We start from the raw sequence: 21,206 nt of genomic DNA, 5'->3' as shown, positions 1-21,206 counted from the left end.
TTTTTTAAATATTAATGTGTTAACTTCTAATTACCTTCATTCGTTAGAAAATTTTTCTAATATTCCTGTTTTCTTGAGAGCCATTAAAAATAGTATGGCTATTACTGCACCACCAATGGAGCTTACGCTAAATGGCACTACAAAGCCCCAAAGAGCTGCTTCCTTTGATAGAATGAACTTTGCTACTGGATAGGCTATTAAAGCTCCTATTACCCCTGTACCGAAGATTTCTCCTATAGATGCCATAGTTATTTTTTTATTATATTTATATAGTATTCCTGCTAAGATAGCTCCACACATACTTCCTGGAAAAGCTAGAAATGTTCCTGTACCCATTAGCACTCTAATTAAAGAAGTAAGGAAAGCTATAGCTACTCCATAAAAAGGACCTAAAATAACAGCTGATAACACGTTTATCAAGTGCTGAACTGGAGCACATTTCGCAATTCCTACTGGTATAACTATAACTGTAGATAAAATAACTCCCATTGCAATGAAAATTCCAGCTAAAGTTAATTTTTTAGTTTTTAACATTACATATCATCCCCTCAAGATCAATATTTTTTTATTTACTTACCCTCCCCTATATGAACAAAAATAAAAGGTACACCAACTAAGTGGTATACCTATAATTATATAAATCTACTTCCTACGTTGGCATTATCCAAATCAGGTACGGTCGAAGTTTACACTTCCTCTCAGCCTGTACACAAGCTCCCGAATATTAAGTTAACTAAATATTATCATAATGAATTACTATAGTCAATTAAGGATATACTTGCTATTTTAGAAAAATAATATGCTATAATTATTTTAAAGCCTTGAAGTATTATTTAAAGCTATAAATCTATATACATAAAATTTTCAAGGAGGATAATCTATGAAAAATAAACAAGCTACCCTATCTATTATTTCAGTAGTAATATTAGGTTGTATTATTATGGCCTTAGTGGAAATTTTAATTATACCTAATTATTTTACAAAATCATTAATAAAAATATGTATATTTTTGATATTGCCCTTAATTGTATGTATAAAAGATAAATCTATTTCCTTTAAAGCACTTTTTAAGGGAAGTAAAAAAAGCATATTTTTTGCACTTATATTTGGCATAGTTGTATATGTCTTTATATTAGGAGCCTATTTTATTCTAGGACCATTTTTTGATTTTTCTATGGTCACCACTAATTTAGAGAATAATTTAGGAGTAACTAAGGATAACTTTTTATTTGTAGCACTATATATTACATCTATTAATTCTCTTTTGGAAGAGTTTTTCTTCCGTGGTTTTTCCTTCTTATCTTTAAAAGAGGTTAGTTCAAGGAAAATCGCCTATATTTTTAGTGCTTTAGCCTTTGCTATTTATCATGTGGCTATTATGAATAATTGGTTTACTCCCCCACTGTTCATTTTACTTATAGTTTCACTATTCATAGCAGGACTGCTTTTTAATTATCTTAATGAAAGGTTTAACAATATTTATGTATCTTGGATAGTTCATATGTCCGCTAATTTAGCTATTAACACCGTGGGATTTATCCTCTTTGGTATCATAAAAATAAGCTGAAATGCATTGGCATTCCAGCTTATTTTATACTATACGTTTATTTCTACTTCTTCACCTAATTCATTTTTATGAGTTTCTAATACAGGGTTTATATATTCCTCTATAAAATCAACTACTTGCCCACTAGCTCTTCCAGTGAACTTACTTGGATCTATTATAGATAGAATCTCTTCTTTTGATAATCCAAAGGATTCATCAGCTAGTATTCTTTCTATTAAATCATTCTTTTCTCCAAATTCTTTTACTTGTCTTGCAGCAGCTAAAGAATGAACTCTTATTTTTTCATGAAGTTCTTGTCTATCTCCTCCACGTTTAACAGCTTCCATCATAATATTTTCTGTAGCCATAAATGGTAACTCACTATTAACATGAGCAGCTATTACCTTTTCATATACCACCATATTAGAAGTTATGTTGATATATAAGTTAAGTACTCCATCAAGAGCTAAGAAAGCTTCTGCAACGGATATACGTTTATTAGCAGAATCATCTAGTGTTCTTTCAAACCATTGAGTTGCTGCAGTAATTGCTGGGTTAAGAGAATTTACAATTATATATCTTGAAAGTGCACTAATTCTTTCACTTCTCATAGGGTTTCTCTTATATGCCATAGCAGAAGATCCTATTTGATGCTTTTCAAAAGGTTCTTCCATTTCCTTCATGTTTTGAAGAAGTCTCATGTCATTACTAAATTTGTATGCACTTTGTGCTACTTCAGATAATGTATTTAATATTATAGAATCTAATTTTCTAGAGTAAGTTTGGCCAGTAACAGGATATGCTTTTTCAAAGCCCATTTTTTTGCATACAATTTTATCTAATTCTTTTACCTTTTCTTCATCATTATTAAATAAAGACATAAAGCTAGCTTGAGTTCCTGTAGTTCCCTTAACTCCTCTAAATTTCATTTTATCAATTGCAAAATCAAGGTTTTCTAAATCCATTAATAACTCTTGCATCCAAAGAGTAGCTCTCTTTCCTACTGTTGTAAGCTGAGCTGGTTGAAGATGAGTGAATCCAAGAGTTGGAACGTCTTTATATTTTAAAGCAAACTTGCTTAGTTGGTCTAACACATTTATTACTTTTTTTCTAATTAGTATAAGAGCATCTCTCATGATAAGTAAGTCAGTATTGTCACCTACATAACAGCTAGTAGCTCCTAGATGTATTATCCCCTTTGCTGATGGAGCTACAACTCCATAAGCATATACATGGCTCATTACATCATGTCTAACTTCTTTTTCTCTAGCAGCAGCTAATTCGTAGTCAATGTTTTCAATATTGTCTCTTAGCTCTTTTATTTGTTCATCAGTAATGTTTAATCCTAATTCTTGCTCTCCCTCGGCTAATGCAACCCAAAGTTTTCTCCAAGTTTTAAATTTCATTTCCTCTGAAAAAATATAGCTCATTTCCTTAGATGCGTATCTAGAATTTAATGGTGAATTATATGTATCTCTCATAGCAACCTCCGTACAAAAATGTTTTTATATCTAATATCATTCAGTATTATAACATATTATATAAGCAAAAGTCCAATTTAAATTCGTGTTATTTATAATAATAGGCTATTATTACTGTTCTATTTTATCCAAGTATATCATATATATTAAACATAAAATATATTAGTGGATATAAACATATCATAATATAATTAAAGTGGGGGGAAGTTTTTATGTGCAAAATTAGTTTATTAGACAAAATATCATTTGTACTTGTTATTATAGGCGCAATTAATTGGGGAATATTTGGACTCTTCAATTTTGATCTTGTTCATTTCATCTTTAGCTTTTCAGATATGCTAGCTAGAGCAATATATATATTAGTAGGACTAGCAGGCATTAATATGATTAGATTTTTATATTGTCTTAACAAAAAATAGTAGCTTTAGTATTAAGAAATAGTTCCATATATAAATATTTATATATGGAACTATTTCTATTTTTGTATAGGAAACTATTTAACTATTTAACTATGGAACTAGGGAAATATATAAATAGCTAAATAGTTGTACTGTCCATGCGGTTTTGAAGTGATTTATGATTTGAATATTGAAATAAAATAGCCTCATTTATATTTCTTATATTTCTTGCTGGGGAATAATGATATAATATTTTATAGAAAATGTACTTATTGGAGGTATAACATGAAAATTGCTTTTATTGGGGATACTCATCATAATGAAATAGCTCTAGAAGTAGCTTCAAAATACATAAATGATTTAAAATCAGATATAGTTATTCATTTAGGAGATTGTATAGAAGATGTAAAACTCTTAGAAAAAACTTTTAAAGGTGAAATATACGCAGTGGCTGGAAACTGTGATTTTTCTAATACATATCCTAAAGAAAATGCTCTTACTATTAATGGAGTAAAAATATTATTTACCCATGGGGATTTATATAATGTTAAGAGTAACATGAATAGCATAGCTATAAAAGCAGAAAGTATTGGTGCTGATATAGTACTATTTGGTCATACTCATATACCCATTAAAGAAGAATATAGAAATGTTATTTTTATGAATCCTGGTAGTATTCCTAAGCCTTCTCCATGGGTCAAAGGAAAATATATAGGTTTTATAGAAATTGATGATGAGGGAGTTATAGTTACTGCTGAATTACATGGCATAGAATTGTAATATAATCCATGGAGAATTGTAATTAAGTACCATAAACATAAAAACAGATAGAGAATATATTGTAAAACACTATATTTTCTATCTGTTTTCTTATGAGGGATTATTTATTAATTAAATAATGAAATCTCACTAATTATAAAGAGTTAAATTAATCTAATAATTCAAACTCGTACCCTTGATTTTTGACGTCTTTTATAACTGAATCCAGTATTTCAGTATTAGTTTTAGAGACTGCATGAATAAGTAATATTGCTCCATTATGGAGTCCATTTAGAATTATTTTCTTTGCTTCTATTGGGTTAGGTTGATTATTAGGGTCCCAATCAACATAAGCAAAACTCCAAAATATAGACTTATATCCTAAATTTTTAGTCATAGCTAAAGATTTTTGGGAATATTCCCCCATAGGTGGCCTAAAATATGGTGGAATATCCTTACCAGTAATGTCCTTAAATTTATTTTCAACATCCTTAATTTCTTCGTTAAATTTTTTTTCATCATCAGCTAAGGATGGCATGGATAAATGACTACTTGTATGATTTCCTACCGTATGGCCTTCTTCTACCATTCTTTTAATAATTCCAGGATTATCATTTAAATAAGGAAGTGTAGCAAAAAAAATTGCCTTCACATTATTAGCTTTAAGAATATCTAATATTTGAGTAGTATAACCATTTTCATATCCTACATCAAAAGTTAAATGTAATACCTTTTTATCTGTATTCCTCACGTAATGAGCATCATATTCATGTAAGTCATAATTTAAATTGTCATTTATTCCAGGGGTTGTATGATCTTTATTTGGATTAAACCACCAAGCTGTTTTTTCATTATCTAAAGAAGAGGTATCAATTATTTTATTTAAGAACTCCTTTTTCTCATTATCAGTAGTAGTTTCCTGATTAATTTCTTCCTCAGTTGTATAATCGCTTTTTATTGATGTATTTTCTATTATTTCATACTCAAGTATTCCAATAAATACTATAATTAATAGAGCTATGAAAATTATTATGTTTACCTTCTTATTCATTTCATCACCTATCATTTCTTTATAAATTTATAACATATAATAAAACAGAGACTTATATAATATAAAAGTTTAAGAAATATACTCTAGAATTCCATCAGCGATGGCTTTTGCACACTTAGCTTGTCCTTGTGTTGACAAGAGAAATTCAGTATCAGAGTCATTAGTTAAGTATCCCAGTTCAACTAATGTTGAGACAGCATTATTTAGTCTAATTACCTTAATTTCACTATCAGACTCATATTTTATTCTTCTATCTGTAGTATAGTTAACACTTGCTAATTTATTTTGAATATTCTTTGCTAAGGATTCCCCTTCACTATTAGGAAGTCTACACCAGCTTTCTACACCTTTAACACTTGAATCTTCAAAGGAATTACAATGTATAGATACAAATACATCAGCATTTTTTGAATTTGATATATCTATACGTTTAAGAAGATCATCACTTTCATTACTGAGCCATGGAACTTCATCACTGGTTCTTGTGTAAACAACATTTATTTGATTTTGGTCTAATATTTTTCCAACTTCAAGGGCTACTTTCATTGTAATATCTTTTTCATATACATTAGAGCTGGTCATAGTTCCAACGTCATAGCCTCCATGACCAGCATCAATACAAACTATAGGTCTATCAGCATACTTTTGCACTTCTTGTGGTTCAGCTTCTTTACTTCCGACTACTGTCATAGCATCTCTTTTGAAGATGTTCAACTGTGTAATTCCAATGACAACAAAAACTATTAGGATAATACCTATGACTTTAATACGTCTTAATTTACGTTTCTTTCTCTTCTTTTTATATTCACTACTATTAACTTTATATGTATATTCACTTTTCACACTTCTTTCTCCCATAAATACACCTCTAATCAATCTTTATTTTAGATATTCCTCTAGACAAATTCCTCTTTCAGTAATTTCTTTTGCTGCTTCTTTTCCTACATATCTATAATGCCAGGGTTCGTATTCTATTCCAGTAATATGAGTTTTATCAGAGGGGTATCTTAATATAAATCCATATTTATATGAGTTCTCTATTAACCATTTTTGCTACGGTGTATTTTCCTGTTCCTTATTTAGTAATTGATAACTAGATGAAACAATATCTAATGCAAGTCCAGTTTGGTGCTCACTTGTTCCTGGTATTGCTATCCATTGCGCAGCTTTCTTTTTAGCTTCTTCTTGCGAATAATTTTGTTCTATATATGTACTTACATCTTGATTAAATAACTGTTGTTGAAAATCCATGGTTCTATAAGAAGAGCAAATCATGGGAGATAGACCTTCTTTACGTGCATTATTCATCATATCTTGTAAATCGCTATATGCACGTCTGTCTATTTGGTGGCCATTGCTAAGTTGTGCCAAATCTACACTAAAGTCTTCTGGTAAAACTGTTGAAGGATTTGCTAAAATTAAGTTCCAACTTTTTTTATCTTGTGAAGATAGGTTATTTTTTTCTTTTAAATTTTTTTGCTTAGATAAATTAGATTGAGTTTTATTCCCGAGTGCTGACATATTAGATGATTCCCATACTTTAGTAACAGCATCTTTTGAAATTTTAAAAACCAATGTAGAAAATGCGAAGAAAACTATGCAATATATTAAAATTAAATTTCTTTTTCTCTTTATTGATACTCTTTTATCTTTAGATATTTTTTTCATGTAAATCACTCCTTCTATGAATCTATAATATAAAAGGAATGTTTAAAAACTATATCATTTTCCCATCAAAGTTGCATAATTAAAAATCACGATAATCATAATATTTATCATGATTATCGTGATTTTTAATAATTAATTAGATTTAATACTATATATCTTTCTGATACACTATACATATAAAATATTTGCTTCTCTGCTATTGAATAAGTTATATTGTTAGAATAATAGTCTTCTACTTTAGACCATTTGATACCTAAGTAATTAGCAAATTCATCAGGATTACTCACTAATTCAATATCTGTAGTATCCTCAAAAGGCGAAACACTAAATCCATAAATCATATGTGTCTCTACATCCATAAGTATGTTAAGGGTACACTCATCAGCATCTAATCTAATATCCCAGACTTTAACTTTGTTTTCTAAGTTCTTTGAATCTATATATGTTTTAAGAGAAAAATCTGTAACCCTTAAGTTATTATCTAAATTAACCTTTGGAATAATCTCTCTATCTTGTAGCTTCTTAATTTCATTAACTATTGAATCTGGTATTCTTATATTATTCATTTTGGGTTCAAATAGTTGTTTTTTATCAATGAGAATAATATCTTTGTTCATCTTTCCATAGCCACATATCATAGATAATTTGTCAATAACAGATGTTTCAGAGCTGTTAGTATTTTTATCACTATTTATAGTAGAAGTCTCAACTTTGCCTACAAGGTAGTTCTGTTGAATGTAAGATAAAATTATAGGCAAAAAAGCAAAGGCTGCTATAATGCTGAATAATATTATACCACTTATAATATTTTCATATTTAATTTTATCTTTTTTCATATTGTATTTCACCCCTTAACTTTACCATAACTTTAGTTCCTTCATTTAACTTACTCTCAAATAGCATTTCACCATTATGAAGCTTTATAATCTCAACGCATATTGCAAGTCCAAGACCAGCTCCACCTTGACTCCTTGCCCTTGATTTATCTACCATATAAAAGGCCTCTGTAATTCTTGATAGTTCACTTTCTTCCATGCCCTTACCATTGTCTTCTATAGTAACTATATAATCTTCACCGTGTCTTCCTTCCTAATAAAGATATTCTGCCACATTCATTATGATGTCCAGCTGTAATAGCTTTAATAGAATTGTCTATTAAATTTATAAAAACCGTCTTTAGGAAATCAGGCTCTAAATATATTTTTTCTTCATCTACATCAAGTGAAAATTCTATATTATGTTTTCTTAAGGAAGGATGCATAATTCCATTTATCTCTTCAAAAAATTCACCTGTTGATATGTAGTACATTTTAAATTCTCTCTTCTTTAAAATAATTAAATCTAAAAGCTTCATTGATAAAGCTTCAATTCTTTTACCCTCCTCAAAGATATAATTAGCTGAAAGCATTATTTCTTCTTGTGATAATTTTTTTGAACGAAGCATATCTGCATATCCAATCATAGATGTTAAAGGGGTTTTTGTTTCATGGGCAAAGCTTCCTATAAATGATTCTTGTCTAACATTTAAATCCTTAAGTTCTTTGACTGTTGTATCTAAGTTCTCAGCCATCAAATTAAAATTATCTGCTAAGTATCCGGTTTCATCCTTAGATTTTATATATACTCTTTGTTCAAAATTCCCCCTTGCAATTTCTTGAGTTGCCTTTGATAACCTATATATAGGTTTTAAAATTAGCCATGAAACAAAAAATGATACCATTCCGCTTACAGCTATCATTATAATAACTATATATATAAAGGTTTTGTATTGGTTGTTTAGACTATCAAATACGTGAGAGATATCAGTAAAATTTTGTACATAGAAGGTTTCTTCCAAAGTTTGCATTGGAACTATAGCATGTATGTAGTATTTATTATTTATATGTACGATTTCATGAGCTTTTGTGTTTTTATCAAGCTTTTTTATAATTTCATTACCAAACTTTTCTTCCAAGTTTTCATAAATAACTTTACCGTTATCATTGCTTATTCGGAAATTCATCTTTCCTTGAACAGTACCAATATTCACTGTAGGGGCAATTTGAGCTATCCATTGGGATTTAGTGTAATTTGCCTCATCACTATTACTATTTGAAAATTCAATAAACGATTCACTGATGTCATCAAGTTCTTGGGATAAAGTAAAATTTAAAATATCATTTTCTATATAAGTTGTATCAATTTCTCTTTTTAGTGAAGACTTAAAATTACTGTTAATTAAAATATAGCTTCCAATACTAAAACAGCTAATAGATATTATCATAGTTGCAAAAAAAATTTTCCAAAATATCTTCAAAGACTATACCTCCAGTCTATATCCTATTTTGTATACTGCCACGATTTTATCCTCTAAATCTAATTTTTTTCTCATTCTTTGTACATGTAAATCTACAGTTCGAGTATTTCCCATATAATCGTCGCCCCAAACTCTCATATATATCTGCTTTCTAAATAGAGCAATATTTTTGTTTTGGATGAAAAGCAATAATAAATCATACTCTTTAGCAGTTAAATTTATAATTTCACCCTTCTTTTTTACTATTCTAGATAAAGTATCTATCTCTATATCAAATAGATAAAGATGATCTTGAAGCTTATTAAAGCGTCGAAGTACCCTCTCCACTCTAGCAAGTAATTCCATTATTTCAAAGGGTTTTGTAAGGTAATCTTCGGCTCCAAGCTTTAAGCCTTTTACCGTATCTTTTACATCAGATTTTGCTGTTAAAAATATAACTGGAATTTCTAGGGGTTTTATATATTCAAATAGTTCATAGCCATCTACCTTAGGTAGCATAATATCTAAAAGAATTAAATCGTAATTATTTTTTTCAATCATTTCAATAGCTTGTTCTCCATCAAAGGAACATTCGCAATCATAACCAGCGTCTAAAAGATTTATTTTTATTAAATTAGAAATTGGTTTTTCATCTTCTACAGTTAATATTTTAATCATATATTCATCTCCTTATGGAATATAAAATACCCTTATTTCTTTATTTTATATCATAATTGTATCATTATTGCATCATTTGTCATTTTTATATAAATAACTCCTTTGTCTTTTTTATCAAATTCAGGAACACTAGAGCCTGAACTGTCTAGTTTGATAAATAGCAATAGAAATAAAATTTCAAAAATGTATATTCTAGGTGGACCTACATTTATTACAAATAGAATATTAAGTCAACTAAATATAAAAGTTAATTAGTCAATTAAATTAAAAAGAGTTGTTGCAACACTTATACCGCAACAGCTCTTTTAATGCAACCTAAATATTTATAATACACCAGATTAAGTATCATTTTAACTAAGTTCTAGCCAGTATCTTTGAGTTATCTCATCTCCATTTTTAACTTCATTTTCTAGAATTCCACCATTATCAATAATAGTTTTAGCTGATCCTAGATTAGTTTTATCACAAGTAATTAATGCCTTATTTATGCCTAATTCTTTAGCTATGGGTAGTGCTAAAGATAACATTTGAAAAGCATAGCCTTTTCTACGCTGAGAAGGTCTTATTCCATATCCAATATGTCCTCCATACTGTAATAAGTAATCATTTAGATCATGCCTAATATCTATAGCACCATAAATTTTATTATGATTATCTATCAGAAAATACATAGAAGAAGGAACTAATTCTTTCTCATACATATTTTCTGACTCATATTCTTCCCACTTATTTACTAAATCTTTAAAGCTCATATTATCTCGCTTAGATGCATTGGGAACAATCTTTTCTCCAGCAGCTTCCCATTCAGTAATATAGTCTATATATTCTTTTTCCATAAATAATGTTGGTTTAACTAATTTAAACAACTATCTCACTCCTCGTCATAAATTATATATTTATTAAAGCTCTAATCTATATTTTAATGCCCTTTTCTTTTAAATAATTAATTATATGTTCTTTATCTTTTAAACCTTTGAATAATATTGCCTCATAAATGTAATATCCACTGGTAAATGGAGTTCTTCCTTCTTCATTTATAATGGAGTTTTTCACATTTAAGATTAAGCTCCTGTTTTCTTCATTTAAATTTTTAATTACTTTAGATACATAGTTTTTATTAAATTCAAAACTTTCTTTATCTACAATCCACAAATCCATTTTCCAAGTTTTATCGGTGATCTTATTTTCATATTGAATTCCCCAATAAAATCCCTTTGGAAGTCCTTTCTTAGGGTAGTTAACAAAGTCTTGAAATTTCATTAGTTTAATGTTCTTTATCTTTGCAAGTTCACTCCCCATTTTAAAGAAATTATCTAAAGAAAATTCTTCTCCATTCATTACCATGTTCATATCAATATCTTCCCAGACCATTAAATTAAACTTATAACTACCAGTATAATTAATTTGTCCATATTTCTTTAGAATAGAGTCAATACCTTCTTTATAAATTATATCTTCAGCTTCTTTGTGTAATTCTATAGCACGACTTAAATAATCCATTATTTCACCTCATTATTTTGATTGTGTAATAATTTATTTTAAATTTAAAATTTACATGATAAAGTTCCTTGATGAAAAAACATTTTCCACTTTCCATCGCAATATTTCCATATGGAACTACGAAGGGAATATTTTTTATTTTCATCAGCTTGAGTATGCTTTATTACTTTATACATGGCTAATATACAATCACTTGATAATTCTTTTATATTAAAATCTAAAATTTCCCACTGTAATGTAGTATCATCATCTTGATCTTGATGTATATCGCCTTTTTCATAATGATATTCTCTTCCTGAACTACAAAATTCTATAAAATCATCTGCTAATATATCATTTATCTTTTGTGCTGATTTTCTTACTTCTGATTTTAGTAAATCATTCTCTAATTCTAATATATGTTCTTTGATATAATTCATTATTCCACCTCAATATTTAAATAATTATTTATATTGTTCATAATAAAATCTGCAAAGTTCACTAGAGCCTTTTCATTAAAGTTAGCTTCTTCTCCATTTTCATAACAGTTTAAAGCTTTTTCTACAGTCTTTATATACTCCTTTGGAAGATTAGAGCATGCCCATTGTCCACTCTCTTTTTTTGAACAAATAACTTCTTCTTCAAGGTAATATAGAACTCTACAAAGATTAAGAATAATATACATTGGTGAATCTAGAATTTCTTCTCTAGAATTTGCTATGTCAAAATAAATTGATTTTAAATAGTCTTTTCTTGGTACAGGTGAAAATATATCTTCTATGGAGCTACCATATATACAAATCCCTCTAGCTCTTGTTATTGTAATATGAGCAGCTAAATCTGGGTCTTCTCCATCTTCACATAAATAGCTATGATTAGCTTCATAAGTAGCTTTATATGCATTAGAGTAGTGAAGTATATATGGAGTTGGATGCTTAAAGTTCTTAACCTCCTTTTCTAAAAGCACACTCATTTCCAAACCTTTTCCTGGTCCATCTTTAGATAGTTCTAATAAAATATCTACAAGCTTTCTTTTATCATTGGCATTTAGGTTTACTTTTACTACTACTAAAAAATCTATATCACTTATATCAGGGTTAAAACAATCCATAGCTAAAGAACCATGAATGTAGATTCCTATTAGATTATCCTTTAATATGGTTTTATAGCTTTCTACTATACTATCTAATATGGTTTTTATCTTTTGCATTTTATATCACTTCCTTCTAATAATTTATATTTTTCATTACAGATATCTATAATAAATTTTATGAAGCTTTTAACTAAGTGTTCTCTTTCGACTGTTGAACTGTAAAAGGATGAATCAAAATTTCTCTCTCTAAGTCTTAAACATTCTTTTATAATTAAACTGTACTCCTTAGGTATAGTAGTTATTGCATATTCTAAAGCTTTATCTTTAGAGGTTATAGCTTTATTTTCTAAGGTATATAGTATTCTACATAGGGTTGCAACTGCAAATTCAATCCATTCATCCTGGAGAAATATATAATTTTCACTTAATTTATCTTTCCAATAATTATTTAAATTGTAGTTCATATTCTCTATAATACTACACCAATCTACTTCTATAGATAAACTGTTAACATCAGGGCAATTTATAGGTATGCCAAAATATTTTAATGTCCACCAAGTAATAGAATTAATATCGTAATAGCCATAGTAATGAAGAATATTATCACAAAAGTATATATAAGGACTTATTTCTGAGTTAAGCTTACCTACTTTATCCTTAGTTATATACATGCCTTCCATTCTATTACCATATTCAAAAGCTTCACTTATTTTCCTATGGACTTTTTCTACGGTACAAATATCTTCATTTTCAAATTCCTCATTCAATATTGTTATAAAATCTATATCGCTTGTTTTCTCATTAAAACAACCTAGTGCCACTGAATTATAAACATATATACCAAATATCTTATTAGGAAAGTTTTCTCTTAGGGATTTATCATATTCATTTAACATAGGAATTAAAGTCTCTGGAATGGGTGTATTTTTTAACTTCTTCTCATAGCAATAAAAATGAAATTCTCTATTAGGAAAATATAATTTACCTACTCTTTTATATCCATGATTGTCGTATAATTTAAGTGCGTTTCTATTTTGGCTATAAGCATCTAATCTGATAGATGTATATCTGTTTTCATCAGCAAACTCTTCAATGAATTTTAATATTTTCTTTGCAATTCCCATACCTTGATATTCAGGAAGTACAGCTAATCTATGAATAACCAATACTTTTTCACCTTGAGTAATCCAAGTTATGTTATTGTACTCTGATGGTTGCTCTTCATCTAAAGCGAAATATGCTATAGATAGTTCATTGTCTTTTAACAAATAGCAATTACCACTAATAATATCAGTTTCTATAATATCTAAACTTGGATAAAATTCATTCCATTGATATATGTCATAACTTTCCATATGAGCTTTACACTTAGAGATTATATCAAAAATACTTAATAGATCTTGTTTTTGGCATTTAACAATATTCATAACCTATTTCCTTTTTAATCATATTTTTTATTGAATGTATTTTAAAATAGTAGTTATATTATACCATTTATATAAATATAATTCATAAATTTATAATAATAATATTGAAGTTAGTGTATAATATTCATATATTTTCAAATTAATTATTTTCATAGAGGGTGTGATTTTTGAAAAGCCTTTAGGTATATTATTTGACTTAGGAGATACTGTACTAGAGTATTATTATAATAACCCTATAGAAGGAACTAAAAAGATATTAGAAAACTCAATAAATCCTTATAATACAACAGCAGAAGAAATTCAGGAGCTAGCAGTAAAGTTAACCCAAGAAACCTTTGGAAAAAGATAAGTGACAGATATAGAGCTTCTAGAAGTTGACTCTATATATGAAATAGAAAAGTTAATTAAGGAGATTAAATAATGGACATTTTAATTAGTAATATGGATGAAAATATGAGCTATGAAAAGTCATGTGGAGCAGTAGTATATAGAACCTCAAATAAAGGAATTCAATATTTGCTTTTAAAAAGTATTGGACTTGATAGTTATTGGGGGTTCCCTAAAGGCCATATGGAATATTCAGAAACAGAAGAAGAAACAGCATTAAGAGAAGTTTTTGAGGAATGTGGACTGAAAGTTAACTTAATAGATGGATTTAGAGCTACAGATAAATATATTATTGATAATTTCATTGAAAAAGAAGTAGTATTGTTTTTAGGAGAAGCTGATAATAGTTTAACTAAAATTCAAGTAGAAGAAATTGAGGATTACAGATGGAGTAATTATGAGGAAGCACAAAGCTTATTAACCTTTGGTAGTGGACGAAGAATCCTTGGTGAGGCTAACAAATTTTTATGTGAGAAAATTTAAGTAATCATAAACAGAGTTCTTTGCTTCAGAGGTAGTTTTTACTCCTTCTGAAGGTTACTAACAGAGTTCTTAGTATCAGTATTTTCGATACTTAGAACTCGTTGTCATTTAGGAAAAATCGTTATTCAGGGACGTAGTAGCTCTTTACTCCCACTTTGAAGAAGATGGGAGTATTAGAGCTGGTAGTCATCGGATAAATATTAAAATAAGAGGCAACCCGGAGGTTACCTCTTTTACATCTACTCAGCTGCAGCTTGTGCTTTTTCCATCATATCTTTAACCTTCATTAGACGGCTTAAAGCACCTCTTTCATTTTCATCCAGCTTCATTTTAATATATTTAATTGTTTCTTGAAGCTGAGGAATTGTCATATATTCTAGAGCGTTTACCCTTCTTCTTGTCTTCTCAATCTCATCGGCCATAAGCTGACAAGACTTTTCTACTTCTGCAAGTTCTAGAAGCTTAGGAAGAATTAAATAAAGCTGTTCAATTGAATTATCAAGTTCTGAGGAAGTACTATAAAATCCATAAGGATATATACTACCTGAATCTCCTTCTAGCTTACGTACAAAGTTCATAACAGGTACATTTACGCTCATTATGTTTTTTTCTGCTAGCTCTAAAGATATGCTTTCCTTAGGATAAGAAATAGCTTCTTCCAAGAACTCAGGTGATATAGCTGCTGATGCCATAAGAAAATCCTTAAAGGCACCTTGAAGTTTATCTTCAACTTCACCACGTAGCTTATTGTTGTATTTTATTAGATCTATGAACCTTCTCATTAATTCATCTTGTTTATCTTTAAGAAGTTTATGCCCTCTAGTTGCTGTAGCTAATCTTTTCTTTAACTTGGATAGCTCCATTCTAGTAGGATTGACATTTAATCTTGCCATATGCTATGCCTCATCTCCCTTAGGCATATACTTTTCAAGGTATTCATCTCTAATTCTCTTAAGCTCTGTGGTAGGAAGTATGGTTAGAAGCTTCCATCCAAGAGATAAGGTTTCTTCTATGCTTCTATTTGTATTAAATCCTTGAGAAACATATTCATTTTCAAAAGCCTCAGCAAACTTAGCATACTTCTTATCTGCATCTGAAAGAGCAGATTCGCCTAGAATTGCTGATAATTCTTTTGCTTGCTTACCTTGTGCATATGCTGAAAATAATTGGTTCATAGTATCTGCATGATCTTCTCTAGTCTTACCCTTACCTATTCCTTTATCTTTAAGTCTTGATAGTGAAGGCAATACATCTATTGGAGGCATTATACCCTTTTGATATAGCTCTCTAGATAGAATAATTTGTCCCTCAGTTATATATCCAGTTAAGTCTGGGATTGGGTGAGTCTTATCATCCTCTGGCATTGTAAGAATCGGAATTTGAGTGATAGATCCTTCTATACCTTTTAATCTTCCAGCTCTTTCATAAAGGGTAGATAGGTCCGTATAAAGATATCCTGGATATCCACGTCTACCTGGAACTTCCTTTCTAGCAGCTGATACTTCTCTTAGAGCTTCTGCATAGTTTGTAATATCAGTCAATATTACAAGTACGTGCATTCCTTTTTCATAAGCTAAATACTCAGCTGTAGTTAGAGCCATTCTTGGAGTAGCTATTCTCTCGATAGCTGGGTCTGAAGCTAAGTTCATGAATAATACTGATTTATCTATAGCACCAGTCTTTTTGAACTCATCTACGAAGAACTGTGCTTCTTCAAAAGTTATACCTATAGCTCCAAATACAACGGCAAACTTAGAATCAGAATTTAGAACTTGAGCTTGACGTGCTATTTGAGCAGCTAACTGTGCATGTGGAAGTCCAGAACCTGAAAATACAGGTAGTTTTTGACCTCTAACTAACGTATTAAGTCCATCTATAGCAGATATTCCAGTTTGAATAAATTCAGACGGATAATCTCTTGATACAGGGTTAATTGGCTCACCATTTATATCTACTCTTTTTTCAGCTATTATACTAGGACCATCATCATTTGGATTTCCCATACCATCAAATATTCTTCCTAACATATCCTCAGATACTCCAAGTTCCAAAGGTCTTCCTAGGAATTTAGCTTTAGTTCCCTTTAGGTTTATACCTGATGAACCTTCGAAAAGTTGAACCATTGCTTTAGAACCATTAACTTCTAGAACTTTACCTCTTCTCTTTTCTCCAGTTTGTAGTTCTATTTCAACTAATTCATCGTATTTAACGCCTTCTACACCTTCAACAACCATCAAAGGTCCTACAACTTCTGTAACTGTTCTGTATTCTTTAAGCATCTAGAACCCCTCCTTCGCTAATTAATCTATTAATTTCTACTACTAATTCCTCAGCGATGTTATTGATAGTGTCAATATTATCCTCAGCAATATATTTACTTCTTGCAATTTTATCTCTCATTGGTAAATTTAATATATTGTTTAGATAAACTCCAGCTTCTAAAGCACGTTCAGCTTCCTTTTTAAATAAAAGAATTAGTTTTAACATTTTATGTTGTTTGCCAAGTGAAGCATATGTGTCTATTTCATGGAAAGCATTTTGTTGTAGATAGTCTTCTCTAAGAGATTTTGCAACCTCTAATTTTAATCTATCCTTTTCAGATAAAGCATCTATACCTACTAATCTAACAATTTCATCAAGGCTAGCTTCTTCTTGTAGTAGTGTCATAGCTTCAACTCTTAATTGAGACCAATCTGAGGCTACTTCTTCATCCATCCACTGACCAATACTATCTAAGTATAATGAGTATGAACTTAACCAGTTTATTGATGGGAAGTGACGCTTATATGCTAGCTGAGCATCAAGTCCCCAGAATACTTTAACTATTCTTAAGGTAGATTGAGTAACTGGCTCAGACAAGTCTCCACCTGGAGGCGATACGGCTCCAATGGCAGTAACTGCTCCTTGTCTACCATCTTTTCCTAAACATATAACCTTACCAGCTCTTTCATAGTAATCTGCAAGTCTTGATCCTAGGTAAGCTGGATATCCTTCATCACCAGGCATCTCTTCAAGTCTACCGGACATCTCTCTAAGAGCCTCAGCCCATCTTGAAGTAGAATCTGCCATTATTGAAACTGAGTATCCCATATCTCTAAAGTATTCTGCTATAGTTATACCAGTATAGATACAAGCTTCACGAGCTGCAACTGGCATATTTGAAGTATTAGCAATAAGTACTGTTCTCTTCATTAAGCTTTCACCAGTTTTAGGGTCTTTTAGTTCTGGGAATTCATTAAGAACGTCTGTCATTTCGTTACCACGTTCACCGCATCCAACGTAAACAACAATTTCTGTATCCCCCCATTTAGCTACTTGGTGTTGAACTACTGTTTTACCTGCTCCGAAAGGTCCTGGCACTGCAGCGGCTCCACCTTTAGCTACAGGAAAAAATGTATCTATAACTCTTTGTCCTGTTACCATTGGTTCTATAGGTTTTAACTTACTTGCATAAGGTCTTCCTTTTCTAGCTGGCCATTTTTGCATTAGGGTTAATTCTTTATCACCCTTTTCAGTTTCAACAATACATACAGTCTCAACTATAGTAAAGTTACCTGATTTTATTTCTTTAATTTTTCCTTTTACTCCATAAGGAACCATTATCTTGTGAAGCACTACGGCAGTTTCTTGCACTGTTCCAATAATATCTCCAGCCTCTACCACATCTCCAACTTTTGCTGTAGCATTAAATTCCCAAACTTTTGTTCTGTTTAATGATTTAACTGCAACACCTTTTTTAAGGAAATGAGAATTTGCAGCTTCCTGCATAGCATTAAGTGGTCTTTGGATACCATCAAACATAGATTCAATTAATCCAGGTCCAAGTTCTATACTTAATGGTTCTCCTGTTGTAATTACTGGATCTCCAGGTCCTATACCAGAAGTTTCTTCATAAACCTGAATGGAAGCTTTATCGCCTCTCATTTCAATGATTTCACCAATAAGTCCCTTTTCACCAACTTTTACAACGTCAAATATATTAGCATTATCCATGTCCTTAGCAACTACTAATGGACCGGAAACTTTAACAATAGTACCATTCTTCAAGTTTTTTTACCTACCTTTCTATAAGATATTTACTCCAACAGCTTTTTCTACATAATCGCTAATTTTTTGTTTACCAATATTTAGCGTACCTTGATTGCTTGGTATAAGTATAATTGCAGGTATAAGCTTTTTATTATACCTTTCAATAGTTTCTTCCAAATGCTGAGCTAATTGCTCAGTTAAAAATATTACAGCATAATTTTCAAAAGCCATTTTATCTACAATTTTTCTTGCTTCTTCAGCTTCGACTGCTGGATAAACATCAATTCCTAAGGCCTTAAATGCTAGTATTGAATCTTTATCTCCAACTACACCTATCTTATACATATAGTTCACGCAACCTTTCTCTGATAACTTCAGTAGCAACCTTATTAATCTTTCCTACCATAATAATTCTAATTATTTTAATTTCAGTTTCTTTAGCAATTATATATGCAATGATAGGCTCTGGTCCGAAGTTAACTCTCTTTGCATCCTTTGCATGGTCCATAATATAATTATCATAGAGTACATCTAAGGATGAAATGCTGCCTGTAGCCATATATTCTTCTAAGATAGTATGAAGTACCTTTGAGTAAGGGGTTCTAGATATTTTACTTGTAAAGATTTCTAGGGATTCATTTATTCCCTCTATAAAAAAGTTATGTTTTATAGTTCCACCAGGTATTAACACACCTTCAAGGAATCTACCATCTTTATTTTGCTTTTTAACTCTAAGCATAGTCTTTATGTTAGTAATATCTATGGACTCATTTACATATCTAGTTATATACTCAACATTTATATTCCTTGCTTTTTCAAACATATCTTCAAACATGTATTTATCTAGAAGAGTATCAATTACTTGAGGATCAGAATTAACCTCAAATTCATTTTCTACCTTAGTGATAACTTTTTGAATATGTTTATCTAAGGATTTTAATTCGTCAGATAATATACAGTTTTTAAGAGTTTCTAAAGGAATTGTTCCTATTGGTATTAAAATATTAGATAAATCCTTGCCCAAGGCTTTTGCCTTTAATAAAACTTTAATATTATGATAATCATATCTTAAACTCATAATATCTATAATTTCTTTTACCGGAGATATTTTATATAAAGTGTTGTAAAGATTCACTAGCTCTTCCTTAAGGATTTTTTCATAATCATAAACTGAATCTATATTATTAATAAGATCACCATAGGTAGTTTCTTGTAATACTTTTAAAACTTCCTGTGGACCATCACTATCTAATAATCTTTCGATTTTATTTTTATCAAGGAGTCTTTTTTCCATTACCCTTAATCGAGCTACAGCATGGGTAAAATCCATTCTGTCCATTTAAATACCTCCTTACTATTCTGTAAACAATATTTTCCCAACTTCATACTCTAATTCATATTTAAGTGAATTCACAAGTTCTTCAAAGGAATTATTTATCTCGATTCCATTTTTACTAAGTATAAAACCACCATCTATTTCATGGGTTTTAACGTTGAATTTTAAATTTCCTAATTTGCCATTAGATTTTAATAACTTATTTAGCTCTGCTAAAAACTTATCAGGAAGCTTTTCTCTATCCTTTGGGTTTATAATTATTTCTTCATCTCCGTCAATGTTTAGAGCCATAACAGAATTGTTCATAAACTTAGTAAACTCTTCTGCATTCATGGACTTAAGTTTTTCCTTAGCTGTTTCAAAGACTTTTTCAATAATTTGTTGTTTTGCCAATAATTTTTTATTTCTTATTTCTAAATCAGTTTTAGAAATAATTCTTTCTTTTATGGTTTTACTTTCCATTTCAGCTTTTTCTAAAATAGAAGAAGCTTTTTTATTTGCTTCTTCTGTTTTCTTTTTAATTATTTCATCAGCTTTTATGGTAGATTCATTTAAAATTTCTATTTTTTTTACTTCTGCATCCTTTATAATTTTAGAAGTAAGATTATCCAAGTTAGACATATTATTCACTTCCTTAATTAAAAGTTACCACTCATTACTAGTAGAAGAGACATTACAAATCCTAAAAGTGCATAAGTCTCAACCATAACAGTTAATATGATACCTTTTGTATTATGTTCTGGTCTCTTAGCTAGAATTTGAATTGCAGAAGCTGCTGTTTTAGCTTGAGATATAGCTGATTTCCATCCTGCTATAGCTATTGGAAGACAAGCTGCAAATAGGTAGAAACCTTGACCGAAAGACATATCTGGTGATAATTGTAAAGATACTAAAAGTGCTATAACAAATCCATATAGTCCTTGAGTACCTGGAAGTAATTCAAGGATTAAGGCTTTACCAAACTTTTCTGGTTCTTCTGCTAAAAGTCCACTAGCTGCTTCACCAACTATACCAACACCTCTTGCTGATCCTACTCCTGGTAATGCTGCTGCAAGAGCAACTCCTATAGCTGCAATAACTATTCCACCGTTTTGTGTTAAAAATTCCATCATAATA

At 30.0% G+C, this 21,206-nt stretch carries 25 protein-coding genes, 1 pseudogene and 1 riboswitch; of the genes and pseudogenes, 5 read left to right on the top strand and 21 right to left on the bottom strand.

Annotation, left to right across the window (positions count from 1 at the left end; all coding sequences use genetic code 11):
* Positions 1–36: 36 nt before the first annotated feature.
* The gene (gene thiW, locus ABDZ93_RS01775) at positions 37–534 is read right to left on the bottom strand and encodes an energy coupling factor transporter S component ThiW (RefSeq protein ID WP_343823075.1); all 498 of its coding nucleotides are present in this window, start codon (positions 532–534) and stop codon (positions 37–39) included.
* A gap of 95 nt (positions 535–629) precedes the next feature.
* Positions 630–731: riboswitch (TPP riboswitch) on the bottom strand.
* Between the two features lie 149 nt (positions 732–880).
* On the opposite strand from thiW, the gene ABDZ93_RS01770 reads away from it, so the two are divergent.
* The gene (locus tag ABDZ93_RS01770) at positions 881–1,567 is read left to right on the top strand and encodes a CPBP family intramembrane glutamic endopeptidase (protein ID WP_343823073.1); all 687 of its coding nucleotides are present in this window, start codon (positions 881–883) and stop codon (positions 1,565–1,567) included.
* A 29-nt stretch (positions 1,568–1,596) separates the two neighbouring features.
* Here the strand turns inward: ABDZ93_RS01770 and purB are convergent, their stop codons facing one another.
* Entirely contained in the window at positions 1,597–3,027 is a 1,431-nt protein-coding gene (gene purB / locus ABDZ93_RS01765) for an adenylosuccinate lyase (protein WP_343823071.1), read from the bottom strand.
* A 212-nt stretch (positions 3,028–3,239) separates the two neighbouring features.
* On the opposite strand from purB, the gene ABDZ93_RS01760 reads away from it, so the two are divergent.
* Entirely contained in the window at positions 3,240–3,446 is a 207-nt protein-coding gene (locus tag ABDZ93_RS01760) for a DUF378 domain-containing protein (protein WP_343823068.1), read from the top strand.
* 264 nt (positions 3,447–3,710) lie between these two features.
* Entirely contained in the window at positions 3,711–4,205 is a 495-nt protein-coding gene (locus tag ABDZ93_RS01755; RefSeq protein ID WP_343823066.1) for a metallophosphoesterase family protein, read from the top strand.
* A gap of 148 nt (positions 4,206–4,353) precedes the next feature.
* Here ABDZ93_RS01755 and pdaA read toward each other — a convergent pair whose 3' ends face one another.
* The 12 genes and pseudogenes from pdaA to ABDZ93_RS01695 form a co-directional block, all read right to left on the bottom strand.
* The gene (gene pdaA / locus ABDZ93_RS01750; RefSeq protein ID WP_343823064.1) at positions 4,354–5,235 is read right to left on the bottom strand and encodes a delta-lactam-biosynthetic de-N-acetylase; all 882 of its coding nucleotides are present in this window, start codon (positions 5,233–5,235) and stop codon (positions 4,354–4,356) included.
* 69 nt (positions 5,236–5,304) lie between these two features.
* Positions 5,305–6,093 (bottom strand): N-acetylmuramoyl-L-alanine amidase family protein, encoded by a 789-nt coding sequence (locus ABDZ93_RS01745; RefSeq protein WP_343823062.1) that lies wholly within the window; start codon positions 6,091–6,093, stop codon positions 5,305–5,307.
* Between the two features lie 21 nt (positions 6,094–6,114).
* Positions 6,115–6,756 (bottom strand): annotated as a pseudogene (locus ABDZ93_RS01740) (M15 family metallopeptidase).
* Positions 6,757–7,028: 272 nt separating this feature from the next.
* Entirely contained in the window at positions 7,029–7,739 is a 711-nt protein-coding gene (locus ABDZ93_RS01735; RefSeq protein ID WP_343823060.1) for a hypothetical protein, read from the bottom strand.
* The gene (locus tag ABDZ93_RS01730) at positions 7,726–7,938 is read right to left on the bottom strand and encodes an ATP-binding protein (RefSeq protein ID WP_343823058.1); all 213 of its coding nucleotides are present in this window, start codon (positions 7,936–7,938) and stop codon (positions 7,726–7,728) included. The genes ABDZ93_RS01735 and ABDZ93_RS01730 overlap by 14 nt, the downstream gene beginning before the upstream one ends.
* A gap of 37 nt (positions 7,939–7,975) precedes the next feature.
* Positions 7,976–9,199: a HAMP domain-containing sensor histidine kinase gene (locus tag ABDZ93_RS01725; RefSeq protein ID WP_343823056.1), complete on the bottom strand. Its 1,224-nt coding sequence runs from the start codon at positions 9,197–9,199 to the stop codon at positions 7,976–7,978.
* A 3-nt stretch (positions 9,200–9,202) separates the two neighbouring features.
* Positions 9,203–9,856, bottom strand: a complete 654-nt coding sequence (locus ABDZ93_RS01720; RefSeq protein WP_343823054.1) for a response regulator transcription factor — start codon at positions 9,854–9,856, stop codon at positions 9,203–9,205.
* Between the two features lie 350 nt (positions 9,857–10,206).
* Entirely contained in the window at positions 10,207–10,722 is a 516-nt protein-coding gene (locus tag ABDZ93_RS01715; RefSeq protein WP_343823052.1) for a GNAT family N-acetyltransferase, read from the bottom strand.
* Between the two features lie 46 nt (positions 10,723–10,768).
* Entirely contained in the window at positions 10,769–11,356 is a 588-nt protein-coding gene (locus ABDZ93_RS01710) for a hypothetical protein (protein WP_343823050.1), read from the bottom strand.
* Between the two features lie 44 nt (positions 11,357–11,400).
* Positions 11,401–11,775: a nuclear transport factor 2 family protein gene (locus ABDZ93_RS01705; protein WP_343823048.1), complete on the bottom strand. Its 375-nt coding sequence runs from the start codon at positions 11,773–11,775 to the stop codon at positions 11,401–11,403.
* On the bottom strand, positions 11,775–12,545 hold the full coding sequence (locus tag ABDZ93_RS01700) for an aminoglycoside adenylyltransferase domain-containing protein (protein ID WP_343823046.1): 771 nt from the start codon (positions 12,543–12,545) through the stop codon (positions 11,775–11,777). Before ABDZ93_RS01700 ends, ABDZ93_RS01705 begins: the two co-directional genes overlap by 1 nt.
* On the bottom strand, positions 12,533–13,855 hold the full coding sequence (locus ABDZ93_RS01695; protein WP_343823044.1) for a GNAT family N-acetyltransferase: 1,323 nt from the start codon (positions 13,853–13,855) through the stop codon (positions 12,533–12,535). The genes ABDZ93_RS01700 and ABDZ93_RS01695 overlap by 13 nt, the downstream gene beginning before the upstream one ends.
* 160 nt (positions 13,856–14,015) lie before the next feature.
* On the opposite strand from ABDZ93_RS01695, the gene ABDZ93_RS01690 reads away from it, so the two are divergent.
* Together ABDZ93_RS01690 and ABDZ93_RS01685 are read left to right on the top strand one after the other, a co-directional pair.
* Positions 14,016–14,204, top strand: coding sequence for a hypothetical protein (locus ABDZ93_RS01690; RefSeq protein WP_343823042.1), 189 nt, complete (start codon positions 14,016–14,018; stop codon positions 14,202–14,204).
* Positions 14,205–14,275: 71 nt separating this feature from the next.
* On the top strand, positions 14,276–14,725 hold the full coding sequence (locus ABDZ93_RS01685; protein WP_343823040.1) for a bis(5'-nucleosyl)-tetraphosphatase: 450 nt from the start codon (positions 14,276–14,278) through the stop codon (positions 14,723–14,725).
* Positions 14,726–14,964: 239 nt separating this feature from the next.
* Here the strand turns inward: ABDZ93_RS01685 and ABDZ93_RS01680 are convergent, their stop codons facing one another.
* From ABDZ93_RS01680 to ABDZ93_RS01650, 7 genes are read right to left on the bottom strand one after another with little or no spacing between them, the layout of a single operon-like run.
* Complete coding sequence (locus tag ABDZ93_RS01680; RefSeq protein WP_343823038.1) at positions 14,965–15,618, bottom strand: V-type ATP synthase subunit D; 654 nt, start codon at positions 15,616–15,618, stop codon at positions 14,965–14,967.
* 3 nt (positions 15,619–15,621) lie between these two features.
* Complete coding sequence (locus ABDZ93_RS01675) at positions 15,622–17,004, bottom strand: V-type ATP synthase subunit B (protein ID WP_035131359.1); 1,383 nt, start codon at positions 17,002–17,004, stop codon at positions 15,622–15,624.
* Entirely contained in the window at positions 16,997–18,772 is a 1,776-nt protein-coding gene (locus ABDZ93_RS01670) for a V-type ATP synthase subunit A (RefSeq protein WP_343823035.1), read from the bottom strand. Before ABDZ93_RS01670 ends, ABDZ93_RS01675 begins: the two co-directional genes overlap by 8 nt.
* A gap of 18 nt (positions 18,773–18,790) precedes the next feature.
* The gene (locus ABDZ93_RS01665; protein WP_035131363.1) at positions 18,791–19,099 is read right to left on the bottom strand and encodes a V-type ATP synthase subunit F; all 309 of its coding nucleotides are present in this window, start codon (positions 19,097–19,099) and stop codon (positions 18,791–18,793) included.
* Positions 19,092–20,093, bottom strand: a complete 1,002-nt coding sequence (locus tag ABDZ93_RS01660) for a V-type ATP synthase subunit C (RefSeq protein ID WP_343823031.1) — start codon at positions 20,091–20,093, stop codon at positions 19,092–19,094. The genes ABDZ93_RS01665 and ABDZ93_RS01660 overlap by 8 nt, the downstream gene beginning before the upstream one ends.
* A gap of 15 nt (positions 20,094–20,108) precedes the next feature.
* On the bottom strand, positions 20,109–20,711 hold the full coding sequence (locus ABDZ93_RS01655) for a V-type ATP synthase subunit E (RefSeq protein ID WP_343823028.1): 603 nt from the start codon (positions 20,709–20,711) through the stop codon (positions 20,109–20,111).
* 17 nt (positions 20,712–20,728) lie between these two features.
* Positions 20,729–21,202, bottom strand: a complete 474-nt coding sequence (locus ABDZ93_RS01650) for a V-type ATP synthase subunit K (RefSeq protein ID WP_343823027.1) — start codon at positions 21,200–21,202, stop codon at positions 20,729–20,731.
* Positions 21,203–21,206 lie beyond the last annotated feature (4 nt).

The sequence above is a fragment of the Clostridium subterminale genome (assembly GCF_039521425.1).
Classification (GTDB): domain Bacteria; phylum Bacillota; class Clostridia; order Clostridiales; family Clostridiaceae; genus Clostridium_J; species Clostridium_J subterminale.
This window is presented reverse-complemented; position numbering and strand designations above follow the sequence as displayed.

Bases quoted from the DNA above. Each gene is read 5' to 3' on its own strand.
- ABDZ93_RS01730 (WP_343823058.1), bottom strand. From the start codon at position 7,938: ATGGAAGAAAGTGAACTATCAAGAATTACAGAGGCCTTTTATATGGTA.
- ABDZ93_RS01735 (WP_343823060.1), bottom strand. From the start codon at position 7,739: ATGAAAAAAGATAAAATTAAATATGAAAATATTATAAGTGGTATAATA.
- ABDZ93_RS01650 (WP_343823027.1), bottom strand. From the start codon at position 21,202: ATGATGGAATTTTTAACACAAAACGGTGGAATAGTTATTGCAGCTATA.
- ABDZ93_RS01705 (WP_343823048.1), bottom strand. From the start codon at position 11,775: ATGAATTATATCAAAGAACATATATTAGAATTAGAGAATGATTTACTA.
- ABDZ93_RS01770 (WP_343823073.1), top strand. From the start codon at position 881: ATGAAAAATAAACAAGCTACCCTATCTATTATTTCAGTAGTAATATTA.
- ABDZ93_RS01720 (WP_343823054.1), bottom strand. From the start codon at position 9,856: ATGATTAAAATATTAACTGTAGAAGATGAAAAACCAATTTCTAATTTA.
- ABDZ93_RS01675 (WP_035131359.1), bottom strand. From the start codon at position 17,004: ATGCTTAAAGAATACAGAACAGTTACAGAAGTTGTAGGACCTTTGATG.
- ABDZ93_RS01685 (WP_343823040.1), top strand. From the start codon at position 14,276: ATGGACATTTTAATTAGTAATATGGATGAAAATATGAGCTATGAAAAG.
- ABDZ93_RS01695 (WP_343823044.1), bottom strand. From the start codon at position 13,855: ATGAATATTGTTAAATGCCAAAAACAAGATCTATTAAGTATTTTTGAT.
- ABDZ93_RS01700 (WP_343823046.1), bottom strand. From the start codon at position 12,545: ATGCAAAAGATAAAAACCATATTAGATAGTATAGTAGAAAGCTATAAA.
- pdaA (WP_343823064.1), bottom strand. From the start codon at position 5,235: ATGAATAAGAAGGTAAACATAATAATTTTCATAGCTCTATTAATTATA.
- ABDZ93_RS01660 (WP_343823031.1), bottom strand. From the start codon at position 20,093: ATGGACAGAATGGATTTTACCCATGCTGTAGCTCGATTAAGGGTAATG.
- thiW (WP_343823075.1), bottom strand. From the start codon at position 534: ATGTTAAAAACTAAAAAATTAACTTTAGCTGGAATTTTCATTGCAATG.
- ABDZ93_RS01755 (WP_343823066.1), top strand. From the start codon at position 3,711: ATGAAAATTGCTTTTATTGGGGATACTCATCATAATGAAATAGCTCTA.
- ABDZ93_RS01745 (WP_343823062.1), bottom strand. From the start codon at position 6,093: ATGGGAGAAAGAAGTGTGAAAAGTGAATATACATATAAAGTTAATAGT.
- purB (WP_343823071.1), bottom strand. From the start codon at position 3,027: ATGAGAGATACATATAATTCACCATTAAATTCTAGATACGCATCTAAG.
- ABDZ93_RS01665 (WP_035131363.1), bottom strand. From the start codon at position 19,099: ATGTATAAGATAGGTGTAGTTGGAGATAAAGATTCAATACTAGCATTT.
- ABDZ93_RS01760 (WP_343823068.1), top strand. From the start codon at position 3,240: ATGTGCAAAATTAGTTTATTAGACAAAATATCATTTGTACTTGTTATT.
- ABDZ93_RS01655 (WP_343823028.1), bottom strand. From the start codon at position 20,711: ATGTCTAACTTGGATAATCTTACTTCTAAAATTATAAAGGATGCAGAA.
- ABDZ93_RS01710 (WP_343823050.1), bottom strand. From the start codon at position 11,356: ATGGATTATTTAAGTCGTGCTATAGAATTACACAAAGAAGCTGAAGAT.
- ABDZ93_RS01680 (WP_343823038.1), bottom strand. From the start codon at position 15,618: ATGGCAAGATTAAATGTCAATCCTACTAGAATGGAGCTATCCAAGTTA.